Origin of the sequence: Streptomyces sp. NPDC058326 (assembly GCF_042879855.1) — a bacterium.
Lineage (GTDB): Bacteria > Actinomycetota > Actinomycetes > Streptomycetales > Streptomycetaceae > Streptomyces.
Window position 1 is genome coordinate 27,527 of record NZ_JBHVZO010000020.1, and the last position, 14,087, is coordinate 41,613.

General features: G+C 72.1%; 15 protein-coding genes. 7 read left to right on the forward strand and 8 right to left on the reverse strand.

The window, feature by feature from the left end:
• Positions 1-34: 34 nt before the first annotated feature.
• Genes otsB through ACFVYX_RS29240 form a run of 3 tightly spaced genes read right to left on the reverse strand, consistent with a single transcriptional unit; the run spans position 35 to position 2,522 of the window.
• On the reverse strand, positions 35-880 hold the full coding sequence (gene otsB, locus ACFVYX_RS29230; RefSeq protein ID WP_389684491.1) for a trehalose-phosphatase: 846 nt from the start codon (positions 878-880) through the stop codon (positions 35-37).
• Between the two features lie 57 nt (positions 881-937).
• A complete protein-coding gene (locus ACFVYX_RS29235; protein WP_389684492.1) occupies positions 938-1,225 on the reverse strand; it encodes a DUF3263 domain-containing protein in 288 nt (95 codons plus the stop codon).
• A gap of 13 nt (positions 1,226-1,238) precedes the next feature.
• Entirely contained in the window at positions 1,239-2,522 is a 1,284-nt protein-coding gene (locus ACFVYX_RS29240) for an ABC transporter substrate-binding protein (protein WP_389684493.1), read from the reverse strand.
• Between the two features lie 219 nt (positions 2,523-2,741).
• Between ACFVYX_RS29240 and ACFVYX_RS29245 the strand changes: the two genes are divergently transcribed.
• The 4 genes from ACFVYX_RS29245 to ACFVYX_RS29260 all read left to right on the forward strand — a co-directional run bounded on the left by ACFVYX_RS29245 (position 2,742) and on the right by ACFVYX_RS29260 (position 6,494).
• Positions 2,742-3,692 carry an ROK family protein gene (locus ACFVYX_RS29245; protein ID WP_389684494.1) on the forward strand — a complete coding sequence of 317 codons (951 nt, stop codon included), beginning with the start codon at positions 2,742-2,744 and terminating at the stop codon, positions 3,690-3,692.
• Positions 3,692-4,846, forward strand: a complete 1,155-nt coding sequence (nagA, locus tag ACFVYX_RS29250) for an N-acetylglucosamine-6-phosphate deacetylase (protein WP_389684495.1) — start codon at positions 3,692-3,694, stop codon at positions 4,844-4,846. The genes ACFVYX_RS29245 and nagA overlap by 1 nt, the downstream gene beginning before the upstream one ends.
• 131 nt (positions 4,847-4,977) lie before the next feature.
• Complete coding sequence (locus ACFVYX_RS29255; protein ID WP_389684496.1) at positions 4,978-5,907, forward strand: 1-phosphofructokinase family hexose kinase; 930 nt, start codon at positions 4,978-4,980, stop codon at positions 5,905-5,907.
• A 359-nt stretch (positions 5,908-6,266) separates the two neighbouring features.
• Positions 6,267-6,494: a hypothetical protein gene (locus ACFVYX_RS29260; protein ID WP_389684497.1), complete on the forward strand. Its 228-nt coding sequence runs from the start codon at positions 6,267-6,269 to the stop codon at positions 6,492-6,494.
• Positions 6,495-6,600: 106 nt separating this feature from the next.
• Here the strand turns inward: ACFVYX_RS29260 and ACFVYX_RS29265 are convergent, their stop codons facing one another.
• On the reverse strand, positions 6,601-7,578 hold the full coding sequence (locus ACFVYX_RS29265) for a carbohydrate-binding protein (RefSeq protein ID WP_389684498.1): 978 nt from the start codon (positions 7,576-7,578) through the stop codon (positions 6,601-6,603).
• A gap of 95 nt (positions 7,579-7,673) precedes the next feature.
• Positions 7,674-9,413, reverse strand: coding sequence for a diguanylate cyclase CdgB (gene cdgB, locus ACFVYX_RS29270; protein ID WP_389684499.1), 1,740 nt, complete (start codon positions 9,411-9,413; stop codon positions 7,674-7,676).
• Positions 9,414-9,679: 266 nt separating this feature from the next.
• Here cdgB and ACFVYX_RS29275 point away from each other — a divergent pair, with 266 nt between their 5' ends.
• Complete coding sequence (locus ACFVYX_RS29275) at positions 9,680-10,243, forward strand: flavin reductase family protein (protein ID WP_389684500.1); 564 nt, start codon at positions 9,680-9,682, stop codon at positions 10,241-10,243.
• A 17-nt stretch (positions 10,244-10,260) separates the two neighbouring features.
• On the opposite strand, the gene arfB is transcribed toward ACFVYX_RS29275, so the two are convergent.
• Positions 10,261-10,698: an alternative ribosome rescue aminoacyl-tRNA hydrolase ArfB gene (arfB, locus tag ACFVYX_RS29280; protein ID WP_389684501.1), complete on the reverse strand. Its 438-nt coding sequence runs from the start codon at positions 10,696-10,698 to the stop codon at positions 10,261-10,263.
• 105 nt (positions 10,699-10,803) lie between these two features.
• Between arfB and ACFVYX_RS29285 the strand changes: the two genes are divergently transcribed.
• Complete coding sequence (locus ACFVYX_RS29285; protein WP_389684502.1) at positions 10,804-11,379, forward strand: TerD family protein; 576 nt, start codon at positions 10,804-10,806, stop codon at positions 11,377-11,379.
• A gap of 65 nt (positions 11,380-11,444) precedes the next feature.
• A complete protein-coding gene (locus tag ACFVYX_RS29290; protein WP_389684503.1) occupies positions 11,445-11,972 on the forward strand; it encodes a GNAT family N-acetyltransferase in 528 nt (175 codons plus the stop codon).
• A gap of 65 nt (positions 11,973-12,037) precedes the next feature.
• Here ACFVYX_RS29290 and ACFVYX_RS29295 read toward each other — a convergent pair whose 3' ends face one another.
• A complete protein-coding gene (locus ACFVYX_RS29295) occupies positions 12,038-13,441 on the reverse strand; it encodes a M1 family metallopeptidase (protein WP_389684504.1) in 1,404 nt (467 codons plus the stop codon).
• A 90-nt stretch (positions 13,442-13,531) separates the two neighbouring features.
• On the reverse strand, positions 13,532-14,071 hold the full coding sequence (locus tag ACFVYX_RS29300) for a heme-binding protein (protein WP_389684505.1): 540 nt from the start codon (positions 14,069-14,071) through the stop codon (positions 13,532-13,534).
• Between the last annotated feature and the right edge of the window lie 16 nt (positions 14,072-14,087).

A 14,087-nucleotide genomic window follows, 5' to 3' on the forward strand; every position in this document is an offset into this window, starting at 1 on the left:
CCGACCGCTGAAGGGGCGGTACGGGAGCGGGGCCTCAGGCCCCCTCGCGTACCGCCCCCGCCAGTTCCGTCAGGAACGCGACCACGTCGGCCGGGCCCCGCACCGCGAGGTCCGCGCGGTCGGCCAGGTCCGGGACCTCCGTGGAGCCGCTGCACACCAGGAGGCCCGGCGTGCCGTCGGAGCGGAGCTTCTCGACGGCCGCGAAGGCGGGCAGGTCGCCCAGGTCGTCACCCGCGTAGAGCACGGACCCGGCACCCACTTCCCGTACGTACTCGGCGAGCGCCACGCCCTTGTCCATGCCCGGGGGCCGCAGCTCCAGGACCATCCGGCCGGGTTCGAGCACGAGGCCGTGATGGGTGGCGAGGTCGCCGAGCGGGCCCCTGAGGGCCTCGAAGGCGGCCGCGGGATCGGTGGCGCGGCGGGTGTGGACGGCAACCGCCCGGCCCTTCTCCTCGATCCAGACGCCCGGCCAGGCCCCGGCCCGGTCCAGGAAGCCGGGGAGCTCGGCGCGCACGGAGGTGACGCCGGGGTGCGGGGCGGCGGCCTGGACGGTGCCGGTGACGGCGTCCCACCGTTCTGCGCCGTAGTGGCCGAGGACGACGAGGCGCTCCAGGCCGGGCACTCCGGCGAAGCCGCCGTAGCGGACGGCGACCCCGGCGGGGCGGCCGGTCACGACGGCCACGGAGGCGACCCCGGGGGCGAGGGCGGCGAGCGCGGCGACGGCGCCGGGGTGCGCGCGTGCCTGTTCGGGGTCGGGGACGATCTCGGCGAGGGTGCCGTCGAAGTCGAGGGCGACGACGGCCTGCTCGGGCCGCGCGAGCAGCGCGGCCAGACCGTCGCGGCCGGCGGACGTGGTCGGGTGCGGGAGGCTGTTGACCATGTTCCCGACCCTACCGAGGACGGCCGTGCGCGTCAGCGGGGCCGCGGGGACGGACGACTACCGCCTCCTCTGCTTCTCCTCCCGGACCCGCCGCAGCCGGTTGACGGTCACCGGATCGTGGGCGAGGGCCCTCGGGTCGTCGAGGAGCGCGTTGAGCAGCTGGTAGTAGCGGGTCGGCGAGAGCCCGAGGCGTTCGCGGACGGCCCGCTCCTTGGCGCCGGGCCCGGGCCAGGAGCGGCGCTCGACGGCGAGAAGGGCCCGCTCACGCGCGCCGAGCCCGCTCTCGTCGTCCGGGCCGTCCGCAGCCGGGCCCGGGCCAGGAGCGGCTTCCGGGTCTTCGGTCATACGACCCAACTTATTACTCCGCGTTCTCCGCCGCCGTCGCCACCCGGCCTATGGAGCCGAGGACGTCGGCGGGGCGTCCGCCGGGGGCGACGGCCTTGCCGATGTTCTGCTTGATGTTCTCGCTGACCTTGGCCCAGGACGTCTTGCCGACGGGCGGGAGCTGGCTGTCCGGGAGCGTCTTGAGGAAGACGCGCAGGTCGGCGTGTTCGGGCTCGGTCTCCATGCGGGTGGAGGCGCTGACGGTGACCGGCAGGAGATCGTTGTCGCCGGCGAACTTCAGGACGTTCTCGTCGCTGAAGACGAAGTTGAGGAAGTCGCCGATCTCCTTGCGGTGGCCGTTCTGCTTGAAGCCCATGATCCAGTCGGCGACGCCCATCGCGGTCCTCGGCGGGCCGTCGACGCCGGGCAGCGGGACCTGCCCGACCTTGACGCCCTTCTTGGCGGCCTCCTTGAGGAGCGAGGGGTGGCCGTTGAGCATGCCGACCTCGCCGTTCGCGAAGGCGGCGAAGGCGGCCTTGCGGTTGAGCTTGCCGGGGGCGACGGGCCCGGTGAGGCCCTCGCCGACCAGGTTCTTCTTGAGCCAGTCGAAGGTCTTGATGTTGGTGTCGGAGTCGATCGCGTAGCGGTCGGTGCCGTCGGTCCAGCCACCGCCGCCGCTGAGCAGCCACATCAGGGCCTCGGCCTGGGCCTCCTCGGGGCCGAGCGGCAGCGCGAACGGGGTTCGGACACCGTTGTCCTTCAGCTTCGCGGCGGCGTCGGCGAGCTCCTCCCAGGTGGTGGGGGGCTCGACGCCGGCGTCCTCGAAGAGGGCCTTGTTGTAGAAGAGCGGCCGGGTGGAGGCCACGAAGGGCAGGCCGTACTGGGTGCGCTTGTGCTCGCCGGCGGCGACGAGCGGGGCCAGGAAGTTGGCCTCGACGGGGATGGAGAGCATCTCGTCGGCGGCGTAGAGCTCACCGGCGGCCGCGTAGTCGGCGTAGGCGCCGATCTGCGCGATGTCGGGCGCCTGGTCGGCCTCGACCATCTCGGCGACCTTGCGGTCGACGTCGTCCCAGGACTCGATCTGGACCTCGACCTTGACGCCGGGATGCTCGGCCTCGAAGGCGGCGACGAGGTCGGTCCAGTACTTCTTGGTGGTGTCGCCGCCGGTGAGGTCGTAGTCGGCGGCGACCAGTCTGAGGGTCACATCGCCGGAGTCGCCTCCCAGGGAGCCGCAGCCGGCGACCGTCGCGGTCAGTCCGAGTGCGGCGGCGGCCGCGGTCAGTCCAAGGAATCGTCGCCGCTCCACGGCTTCATCCACCTTTTGCTCGTCGTTGAGCTGCTTCGAGCCCGTTGTTCGCTCTGCGCAGGGCAGTAAGTCTCTCCCGTGCGCGCGCGTGAGGTCTACACCAGTCGGGTATCACTTGCGCAACGCGGGCGGGACCATGACCCCATGACGGGCTCCGAATTTGTATCCGTACGCAACAATCCTCGGCAGTGGACTAGACCTTTTGGGTCCCCGCGCGACACACTGTCCCCCGTGAGACACGTCATCGCCCTGGATGTGGGCGGCACCGGCATGAAGGCCGCCCTCGTCGGGGCGGACGGCACCCTGCTCCACGAGGCCCGCCGCGCCACCGGACGCGACCGCGGCCCCGAGGCGGTCGTGGAGACGATCCTCGGCTTCGCCGAGGACCTCCGCACCCTCGGCCAGGAGCGGTACGGAGAGCCCGCCGCGGCCGCCGGGGTCGCCGTCCCCGGCATCGTCGACGCCGAGAACGGCATCGCCGTCTACGCCGCAAACCTCGGCTGGCGCGACGTTCCCCTGCGCGCCCTCCTCAGCCACCGCCTCGACGGCATCCCCGTCGCCCTCGGCCACGACGTCCGCACCGGCGGCCTCGCCGAAGGCCGCATCGGCGCGGGCAACGGCGCCGACCGCTTCCTCTTCGTCCCCCTCGGCACCGGCATCGCCGGCGCCATCGGCATCGGCGACCGCATCGAGGCCGGCGCCCACGGCTACGCCGGCGAGATCGGCCACATCGTCGTCCGCCCCGGCGGTACGGAGTGCGGCTGCGGCCAGCGCGGCTGCCTGGAGCGGTACGCCTCCGCCTCCGCCGTCTCCCAGGCCTGGGCCGAGGCCAGCGGCGACCCGGAGGCCGACGCGGCCGACTGCGCCAAGGCCGTCGCGTCCGGCGACGCCACGGCCGCCTTCGTCTGGCAGGAGGCCGTCGACGCCCTCGCCGACGGCCTGGTCACCGCGCTCACCCTGCTGGACCCACGCACCCTCATCATCGGTGGCGGACTCGCCGAGGCGGGGGAAACCTTGTTCACACCACTCCGGGCCGCGGTGGAGGAGCGCGTCACGTTCCAGAAGCTGCCCGCCATCGTCCCGGCGGCCCTCGGGGACACCGCCGGATGCCTGGGCGCGGGCCTGCTCGCCTGGGACCTGCTCGCCGACCAGCACCCCACCGACCCGGAGGTTTCCGCCTGATGGCCGATCACAAGGTTCTCACCGGCGCACACGTCGTGCTGCCCACCGGAATCGTCGAGAACGGACGCGTGATCGTCGACGGCGGACGCATCGCGGGAGCCTCCGCCGAGGGCTCCCCCACCCTGGACCTGACCGGCCACTGGCTCGTCCCCGGCTTCGTCGACATGCACAACCACGGCGGCGGCGGTGCCTCCTTCACCTCCGGCACCGTCGACGAGGTCCTCAAGGGCGTCCACACCCACCGCCTGCACGGCACCACCACCGTCGTCGCCTCCTTCGTCACCGGCGAGATGGACTTCCTCACCCAGCGCGCCGGGCTGCTCTCCGAGCTCGCCGAGCAGGGCGAGATCGCCGGCCTCCACTTCGAGGGCCCGTTCATCTCCCCCTGCCGCAAGGGCGCCCACGACGAGACGCTCCTCCGCGACCCCGACCCGGCCGAGGTCCGCAAGCTGATCGACGCCGCCCGCGGCCAGGCCAAGATGGTCACCCTCGCCACCGAGCTGCCCGGCGGCATCGACTCCGTACGGCTGCTCGCCGAACACGGCGTGATCGCCGCCATCGGCCACACCGACGCGACGTACGAGCAGACCGTCCAGGCCATCGACGCGGGCGCCACCGTCGCCACCCACCTCTACAACGCGATGCCCGGCCTCGGCCACCGCGCCCCCGGCCCCATCGCCGCCCTCCTGGAGGACGAGCGGATCACCGTCGAGCTCATCAACGACGGCACCCACCTCCACCCCGCCGCCCTGGAGCTCGCCTTCCACCACGCCGGCCCCGAGCGCGTCGCCTTCATCACCGACGCCATGGACGCCGCCGGCTTCGGCGACGGCCGCTACATGCTCGGCCCCCTGGAGGTCGAGGTGAAGGACAGCGTCGCCCGCCTCGTCGAGGGCGGCTCCATCGCCGGCTCCACCCTCACCCTGGACCGCGCCTTCAAGCGCGCCGCCACCATCGACGGGCTCCCCGTCGAGGCGATCGTCCAGGCCATCTCCGCCAACCCCGCCCGGCTGCTCGGCGTGTACGACCGCGTCGGCTCCCTCGAGCCGGGCAAGGACGCCGACATCGTCGTCCTCGATGCCGGGTTCGAGCTCAGGGGCGTCATGCGCAAGGGCGAGTGGATCGTCGATCCGACGGCGGCGACGGCCGTCTGATCAGGAGTCATGCGACGAGGGCGGTCGGCCGGGGGTCTGGGCCAACCGCCTTTCGTTTGGCATGATCGGTGCCCGTCGGAGCATGCGTTCCGCAGGACTTCACGCGGAGTACGGAGTACGGGGGTGGACAGGTGATCCTCACAGTCACCCTCAACACGGCACTGGACCTGACCTATCGGGTCCCCGCCCTCACCCCGCACACCACCCACCGGGTCACCCAGGTCATCGAACGCCCCGGCGGCAAAGGGCTCAACGTGGCCCGCGTCCTCGCCTCCCTCGGATACGAGACCGTCGCCACCGGCTTCGCGGGCGGCGCGACGGGCAGCGTGCTGCGGGAGCGACTCGCGGAGCACTCGGCCGTCCGCGACGAACTCGTCGAGACCGCGGGCCCCACCCGCCGCACCGTCGCGGTCGCCGACACGGCGAGCGGCGACACCACCCGGCTCGACGAACCCGGGCCGACCGTCACCCCCGCCGAGTGGGCCGCCTTCCGCACCCGCTTCACGGAGCTCCTCTACGGCGCGACGGCCGTCGCCCTCTGCGGCAGCCTCCCGCCGGGCATCCACGTCGGGGCGTACGCGGAACTCGTCCGGCTCGCCCGCGCCGCCGCCGTGCCCGTCCTCCTCGACACCAGCGGCGAACCCCTGCGGCGGGGCATCGCCGCCCGCCCGGACCTGGTCAAACCCAACGCCGAGGAACTCGCCCGGCTCACCGGCTCCCGCGACCCACTGCGCGCGACCCGCGAGGCACGGGGGCGGGGGGCGCGCACGGTCGTCTCCTCGCTGGGCCCGGAGGGCCTGCTCGCCGCCGGCCCCGACGGCCTGTGGCGCGCGACCCCGCCCGCCGCCGTCCGGGGCAACCCCACGGGCGCGGGCGACTCCGTCGTCGCGGCCCTGCTCTCGGGCCTGGCCGACGGAACACCGTGGCCGGAGCGACTCGCCCGCGCGGTCGCCCTGTCGGCGGCGACGGTGCTCTCCCCCGTGGCCGGCGAGTTCGACCCGACGGCCTACGAGGAGCTGCTGCCGCGCGTGAAGGTCATTGCAGAGCCCGAATCTGCATGAGAATTCCCGGACTGCTCGATTCCGACATTGCTTTTCTGGCTCGATAAGGTCACCGCAACAGGGTGATCCCCAGAGCGATTTCTAGCCATTCTTCACGTCCCCCTGGACATCAATCGAACACGCAAACAAGAATCAAAGGGTTCCGCAATCCGACGTGGGGGAAACTTTACATGCGCAGAAATCTCATGACCGCTACGGGAGTTATAGCCGCAGCGTTCACGCTTTCCGTGTCGATGTCCGGGTCGGCTCATGCGGGCATAGATTACGGTAGCAGCGGGTGTGGCACGACTGGCGCCTACGGTGAAATATCGTGGAGTAACTACTGGGGGCCTGGTTCCACCATTGATCTCAAGCTCAGCGTGACTGACATCCAGGCCGACGGGAACAGCGTCGGCGTGCGCCTGCTCTCTAAGGACACCTGGGGAAAGATCCATTATTGGCCGTGGCGCAAGAACACCCAGGGCAACGGAAAGACAAGCGCCTGGGACACCACGGCCTCACACACCAATGGGCTCTTCGATATCGGACTTGAAGTGGCCCGCTTCAACAGCAATGGGACCTGGCGGAACAGCTGCACTAAGTGGTAGTTGACACAAGCATGTGACGGGGGTGGCGCGGGTCGCGCCACCCCCAATCAAATTCTGCTGCGCCTGAGAACGGAATCCGTCAGCGTGGCAAAAGACCCGCTGCGGGTCACCTACCGGTGTGGCCGGCCTCCAGGTAGACCTGGTCAAGGACCGCCTCGCACGTGTCGCCCGTCTCGCAGGAGATCTTGAGCGCGTTGGCGCCCTTGTTCAGGTTCACGTAGGCGTACGTGTACGTCCAGCCCTTCTCCCAGTCGCCCTCGGCGGCCTTCGCGAAGTTGGACATGTTCAGCCCTCGGGGCTGCTCACCGTTGACCGTCAACGAGGTCTTGGCGTCCTTGCCGGGCACGCCGTACGTGATGCGGAGCGTGTACTCACCGGTTTCCGGCACGTCGATCGACCAGCTGGCAGAGCCGCCCACCCCGTTGAAGGTCACATAGGCACCGCCCGCGCCCTTCGCTCCCTTGATCGCCGTGTCGAGGCTCGCCGGGCCGCCCAGCTTCAGCGTCGCCGCGTCCTGCTTCGGGAGCTCGACCGGGGTCTCGTCGGCGCTCGGTGCGGTGCTCGGCTCCTCGGAGACCTGGGACGGCGCGGTCGACGGCGTACCACCACCGGCCTGGCCGCCCTTGTCGTCCTTGTCGCCGCCGTTGCTGATCACCGCCGCCGCGATGCCGACCACCACGACCGCCACGACCGCGACCGCGCCGATCAGGAGCCCCTTGGTGTTGGGGCCGCGGCCGGAGCCGCCGTGCTGCTGGTGCGGCGGGGACTGCCGGGTCGGCGGGCCGCCGTAGGTCTCGGGCGCGGCGTACTGCGCCTGCGGCTGGCCGTACGGACCCTGCTGCTGCGGCGGCACGTAGGGCTGCTGGTGCCCCTGGGGCTGCCCGCCGTACTGGCGGCGGTCGCCGACCGTTCTGACCTGGTTGTACGAGGTCCGGGGCACGCCGGGCTGAGGGGCCGCGGGGCCGGGGTAGCCGTAGCCGCCGCCCTGCGGGGGCTGGGCACCCGCTGCCCGGCCGTCCTCGTACAGGTAGCCGAACGGGTCGTCGTTCTCGGGCTTGTTCGCGCCGTCGTTACCGGCAGCCATCCGGGTTCCTCTCCATGCTCGCCAGCCGTCGCCGACCGGCCGAGCCTACCCCGAACGGACCAGCGCCCGAAGCGGCCAGGGGAGTGTCGAGGGCCTCAGCCGGCACGCCGCTGGAGCTTGGCGCGGGAGCGTTTCTCCACGTACATCCGCTGGTCGGCGGAGTTCAGTACCTCTTCCACGGTCATCCCGCATTCGGCCCAGCCGATGCCGAAACTCGCGCCGACACGGACCGCCCGGCCGTCCACCCGGATCGGCGGAATGATCGCGTTGCGGAGGCGTACGGCCAGGTCGGCGGCGTCGGCCGCACCGAGGCCGTCGGCGAGGACGACGAACTCGTCACCGCCGAGCCGGGCGACGGTGTCCCCGTCGCGCACGCCGGTGGTGAGTCTGCGGGCGACCTCGATGAGGACGGCGTCGCCGGTGTGATGGCCGAAGCGGTCGTTGATCGACTTGAAGCCGTCGAGGTCGCAGAAGAGGACGGCGAGTCCCTTGGTGCCGTCGTCGAGGCCGGCGCTCGACGGGGCGACGGCGTGGACATGGTGGTCGTAAGGACCGGCACCGGCCGCCGGCTCGAAACCGAAGCCGTGCTCGTGTTCGTGCTCGTACGCCACCTCGTAGCCGGAGTGGCCGGAGTGCCCCGCCTGACCGGCCTGACCGGCGTGGGCGGCGACGGCGGTGTCGTAGCCCCCGTCCCGCCCGGAGCCGTAGCCGCCACCGTACCCGCCGGCCTGCTCGGCCGCGGCGTGCGCCGCCGGGCGCTCGCAGATCCGGGCGGAGAGCCGGGAACGCAGCTCGGCGCTGTTCGGAAGGCCGGTGAGGGCGTCGTGCGAGGCGCGGTGGGCGAGCTGGAGCTCGTGGCGCTTGCGCTCCTCGATGTCCTCGACGTGGGTGAGGAGGAAGCGGGGCCCGTCGGCGGTGTCGGCGACGACCGAGTTACGGAGGGAGACCCATACATAGGTGCCGTCGCGCCGGCCGAGCCGCAGCTCGGCCCGGCCGCCCTCGGCGGAGGTCCTGAGCAGGGTCCCTATGTCCTCGGGGTGGACGAGGTCCGCGAAGGAGTAGCGCCGCATGGCGGAGGCGGGCCGGCCGAGGAGCCGGCACAGGGCGTCGTTGGTACGGAGCAGCCGGCCGTGCTGGTCGCCGCCCATCTCGGCGATGGCCATGCCGGAGGGCGCGTACTCGAAGGCCTGCCGGAAGGACTCCTCGCTGGCGCGGAGGGCCTGCTGCTCCCGCTCCAGGCGGACGAGGGCCCGCTGCATGTTGGAGCGGAGCCGTGCGTTGCTGATGGCGATGGCGGACTGGGAGGCGTACATCTGGAGCGCCTCCTGGCCCCAGGGGCCGGGGTGCCGGCCGTTGCGCGGGCGGTCGACGGATATGACGCCGAGCAGCTCGCGCCCGGATCCGGACGCGTACATCGGGGCGTAGAGGCGGTCGTGCGGGTGCCACTCGTCCTCGAAGCGGGGCGCGGGGCCGTCGGTGTGCCACTGGGGGACGTCGTCCTCCATGAGCACCCAGCCCTCGGTGTGCGAGATGAACCGCAGGTCGCCCCAGGCGTCCGCCATGGCGAGGCGCCGTTCCCAGGAGGCGCGGGAGCCGACCCGGCCGGTGATCAGGGCCTCGGCGGCGGAGCTTCCGGCGAAGGCGGCGACGACGAGGTCACCGTCGGGGCGTACGAGGTTGACGCAGGCCAGCTCGTAGTTGAGACCGGCGACCACACCGTCGGCGACGGTCTGCAGGGTGTCCGCCAGGCTGCGCGCAGTGTTGAGATCCGCCACGACCTGATGCAGCTGCCGCAGGGTCGAGAGACGGACGTACGGCTCCGACTCGGTCTCCATCGCTCGCTCTCCCCGAGACCTCGACAGCAACTCCAGGGTTCTCATCGGCTTCGTGTGCACTGTCCCCGCCACTGAATCACAGCGAGCTGCGTAGCCGGTACACAGGGTCAGCAAATACTCGCCTCTGTGACTCAAGTCACAGGAGATCATGGCGGGTCACGCGAATCCTCCCGGGAGGGTGACGACAGGTCCTAGGACCCACGGGGGTGACCGGCTGGTCCCCCGGCCCGATGCGGCACGCGGAACCGCCGGACTAGCGTGCGGGTGTGCTGCAGAAGAGTCCCGCCTCGCCCCCCGTGTCCGATCTGTCCATCCCTCATGCTGAGGGGGTGAGCAACGACGAGTTCCGGGCGGCCATGTCCCGCCTCGCGGCGGGCGTGGTCCTCGTGACCGCGCACGACCCAGACGACGGCCCGCGCGGCGAGGACGTCGGCATGACGGCCACCGCCTTCGTGTCGGTCTCCCTCGAACCACCCCTGGTCCTGGTGAGCCTGCGCAACGGCTCCCGCATGGACGACCTGCTCACCGACGTCCCCGTCTGGGCGGTGTCGATCCTCTCCGAGAACCAGCGGCACATCGCCGGGCGCTTCGCGATGAAGAACCGCGTCAGCGACCGGCTGCTCTTCGCCGACCTGCCGTACACCCGCGGTGAGGAGAGCGGCGCCCCGCTGATGGGCGGTGCGCTGGCGACCCTGGAGTGCCGGACGGAGAGCCGCGTCGTGGCCGGTGACCACACGCTCGTGGTGGGCCGGGTCCTGACGGTCGGCACCCTGGCCGCGGAGGGCGGCCCGCTGACGTACTACCAGGGGAAGTACCGGAACCTGTCCTGAAGGCCGCCGGGCCCGGCTCAGCCCCAGTCGCCGGACCGGCGGGTGCGCTTCGTCTCGGAGCGCTGCTTCTTCTCCCGCAGCCTGCGCTCGTTGATACCGCGGGGGATCTTCGTCGCCCTGCGGGGCTTCGGCGGCGGGGCCGTCGCCTCGGCGAGGAGGGCGGCCAGACGGACCGCCGCCGTCTCGCGGTTGCGCCACTGGGAGCGGTGCTCCGACGCGCGGACCGACACCACCCCGTTGACCAGGCGGCCGGCCAGGCGCTCCAGGGCACGGGCCTTCCACACCTCGGGCAGCGACTCCGTGGCCGCCACGTCGAAGCGCAGCTCGACCTGTGAGTCGCTGGTGTTCACATGCTGTCCGCCCGGGCCCGACGAACGCGAGAAACGCCACTGGAGCTCGGCCTCGGGGAGCGAGACGGAGCCGCGGATGGGATACGGACCGGACATGCCCTCCATGTTCCCCGGAGGAGGCCATCGGAGTCATCCTGTTTTCGACCGGGAACCGCTGGAGCCGCGCGTGCGTTTCTCCAGGCGACGACACCCCGATGAAAGGGACTTTCCATGGCTGTGAGCCTGTCCAAGGGCGGCAACGTCTCTCTGACCAAGGAGGCCCCGGGCCTCACCGCTGTCACCGTGGGCCTCGGCTGGGACGTCCGCACGACCACCGGCACCGACTTCGACCTCGACGCCTCCGCGATCGGCGTGGACGCGGCCGGGAAGGTCGCGTCCGACGCGCACTTCGTCTTCTTCAACAACAAGGCGACGCCGGACCAGACCATCGTCCACACCGGTGACAACCGCACCGGCGAGGGAGGCGGCGACGACGAGCAGATCAACGTCAACCTCGCGGGCCTCCCGGCGAACGTCGACAAGATCGTCTTCCCGGTCTCCATCTACGACGCGGTGACCCGCTCGCAGAACTTCGGCCAGGTGCGCAACGCGTACATCCGCATCCTCAACCAGGCCGGCGGCGCCGAGATCGCCCGCTACGACCTCTCCGAGGACGCCGCCGTCGAGACCGCCATGGTCTTCGGCGAGCTCTACCGCAACGGCGCCGAGTGGAAGTTCCGCGCCGTCGGCCAGGGCTACGCCTCGGGCCTCGAAGGCATCGCCCGCGACTTCGGCGTCAACCTCTGACGTCCACGCGTGCCGACACGGCAGAGCCCCGGCCGGGATCCCGGCCGGGGCTCTACCGTTGCCGCGTGATCGTCGAAACCCTTACGCCCAAGGCCCTGGAGGGCGGTGCGGCCCTGCCGGGCCCGCTGCTCACCGAACTCACCGCGCTCTACGCGTCCGACGAGCGGTTCCAGCAGCTCAGCGGCGACTTCCCGGACCCGTCCGACATCCGGCCCGAGCAGGTCGCGGCTTCCCTCGCCGACGAACTCGCCGAGCCCACCGCCGAGGTGCTCCTCGCCCGCTCCGAGGGCCGGCTCGTCGCCGTCGCCGTGACCCTCGGCAGCCACCCCGACCCCGCGGAGCCCGAGCCGTGGCTCGGGCTGCTCATGGTCCACGGGGACGAGCGGCGCGCGGGTCACGGCCGCCGCCTCGCCGCGTACGTCGAGGACCACTTCCGCGCCGGGGGCCGCACCGGCCTCCGTCTCGCCGTCCTGGAGAACAACCCGGAGGCGCTGGCCTTCTGGACCTCCCTCGGGTACGAGGAGACCGACCGCCGCCGCGACCGCGCCCACAACCGGCCGTGCGTGGTCATGCGCAAGAGCCTGGGCTCCTGAGACGAGAGCGGCAGGGCCCGGGCGCCTGGGACGAGAGCGGCACGAGGGCGGCAGGGCCCGGGCCCCTACGGCCCGTCCGGCCTCCCCCGGCCGTACAGCCACACCGTCCACAGCCCGTCCAGGTCCCTCCCGGTCACGGTCTCCGCGTAGGCGGTGAAGTCGGCCGTGGAGGCGTTGGCGTGACGGTACTTCGCGGGCCAGCCGCGCAGGATCTCGCCGAAGGCCTTGTCCCCGACGGTCTCGCGCAGCTTGTGGAGGACCATCGCGCCCCGCTGGTACACGGGCGGGTCGAAGAGGTTCTCCGCGGTGGGCGGCGCGGCCGGCGGGAAGGCCCAGTTGGCGTCCTCGGCGAACGCCCGCTCGAAGCTGGTCCGCGCCGGCACGTGTCCGTACTCCTCCGCGTACAGCCACTCCGCGTACGTCGCGAACCCCTCGTTCAGCCACAGGTCCCGCCAGGTCGCGGGCGAGACGGAGTTGCCGAACCACTGGTGGGCCAGCTCGTGGACGAGGGTCGTCCGGTCGAAGGAGGCGGCGGGGAAGACGGGCCGGGTCTGGGTCTCCAGGGCGTAGCCGAGGGTCCCGTCCTCGGTGACGATCGCCCCGGCGGCCGAGAAGGGGTACGGGCCGAAGCGCCGGACCTGCCGGGCGAGGATCTGCGGGATCTCGTCGCGGAGGGCGGCGCTGTCCGCCGCGACCGACGGCTCGGCGGCGGTCAGGACCGGCACGGAGCCGAGGGCGGTCGCCGTCTCCGTCCGGTACCGGCCGATCGCGACCGTCGCCAGATAGCTCGCCATCGGCTCGGTCGCGCGCCACACAGTGGTGACACGGCCGTCCGCCGCCGTCCCGCGGGAGGTCCTGACCCCGTTGGAGACGGCTTCGAGACCGGCCGGGACGGTCAGCGTGATGTCGTACGCGGCCTTGTCGGAGGGGTGGTGGTTGCCCGGGAACCAGGTCATGGAGCCCACCGGTTCGCCGACCGCGACGGCCCCGTCGTCGGTGCGCAGCCAGCCCTCCCGCGTGCCGTCGGCGTCGGTGACCGGCTCGGGCACCCCGGCGTACGTGACGGTGACCCGGAACTCCGCGCCCTCCCGGAGTTCCTCGTGCGGCCGGAGCGTCAGCTCGTTCCCCGCCCGGTTGAAGGCGGCGGGCTTCCCGTCGACGGACGCGCCGCCGACCGTGAGGCCGGCCAGGTCCAGGTTGAAGGCGCTGAGGTCCTGGTCGGCGCGTGCGGTGATCTCGGCGGTGCCGTCGAGCCGCCCGGTGCCCGGGTCGTAGGCGAGGTTCAGGGCGTACCGCCGCACGTCGTAGCCGCCGTTGCCGAGCTTCGGGAAGTAGGGGTCGCGCAGTCCGGCGGCCCCGGGGGTCCCCCGGACGCCGCCGATGGCCCCGGTGCAGCCGCCCGCGAGCAGCGCGAGGGCGGTGAGTGCGGCGGCCAGGGCCGCGGCCGCTCGGGGCCTGCTGTGATTCACGTACTGATCCTAAGCAGGGCGGATACGGAAAAAGGCGATGGCGCCCGGCGGGGGGTCCGGGCGCCATCACCAGCTGTGAGGTCGGGCGGGTCAGTTGCCGAGGGAGGCGACGCCGGCCTGGGCGAACTTCTCGTCGAGGTCGCCGGAGGGGGCGCCGGCGACGCCGATGCCGGCGATGGGGGCGCCCTTGGCGGTGACGGGGGCGCCGCCGCCGAGGAAGAGGGTGCCGGGGATGTCCTTGAGGGTCGGGGCGTTGGCGAGGCGCTTGACGAGCTCGGAGGTCGGGGCGTTCCAGGAGACGGCGGTGTACGCCTTCTTGACGGCCGACTCGTAGGACTGCGGGCCGGCGCCGTCGCCGCGGAGGGTGACGATGGTGTTGCCGTTGCGGTCGACGACGGCGACGGAGACGCGCTGGTTCTCCTTCTCGGCGGCGTCCAGGGTCGCCTGCGCGGCCTTCGTCGCGGCCTCGATCGTCAGGTGCGTCGACTGCTGGAGGTTGTCGTTGCCGGCGTCGGCGCGGACCACGGCGGCGGGGGCGGCGGCCGGGGCGGAGGCGTTCGCGGAGACCGCGCCGAAGGTGCCGGCGGCGATGACGGCGGCGGCGGTGGCACCGAAGAGGATCTTCTTCATGAGGAACTCCGTGACG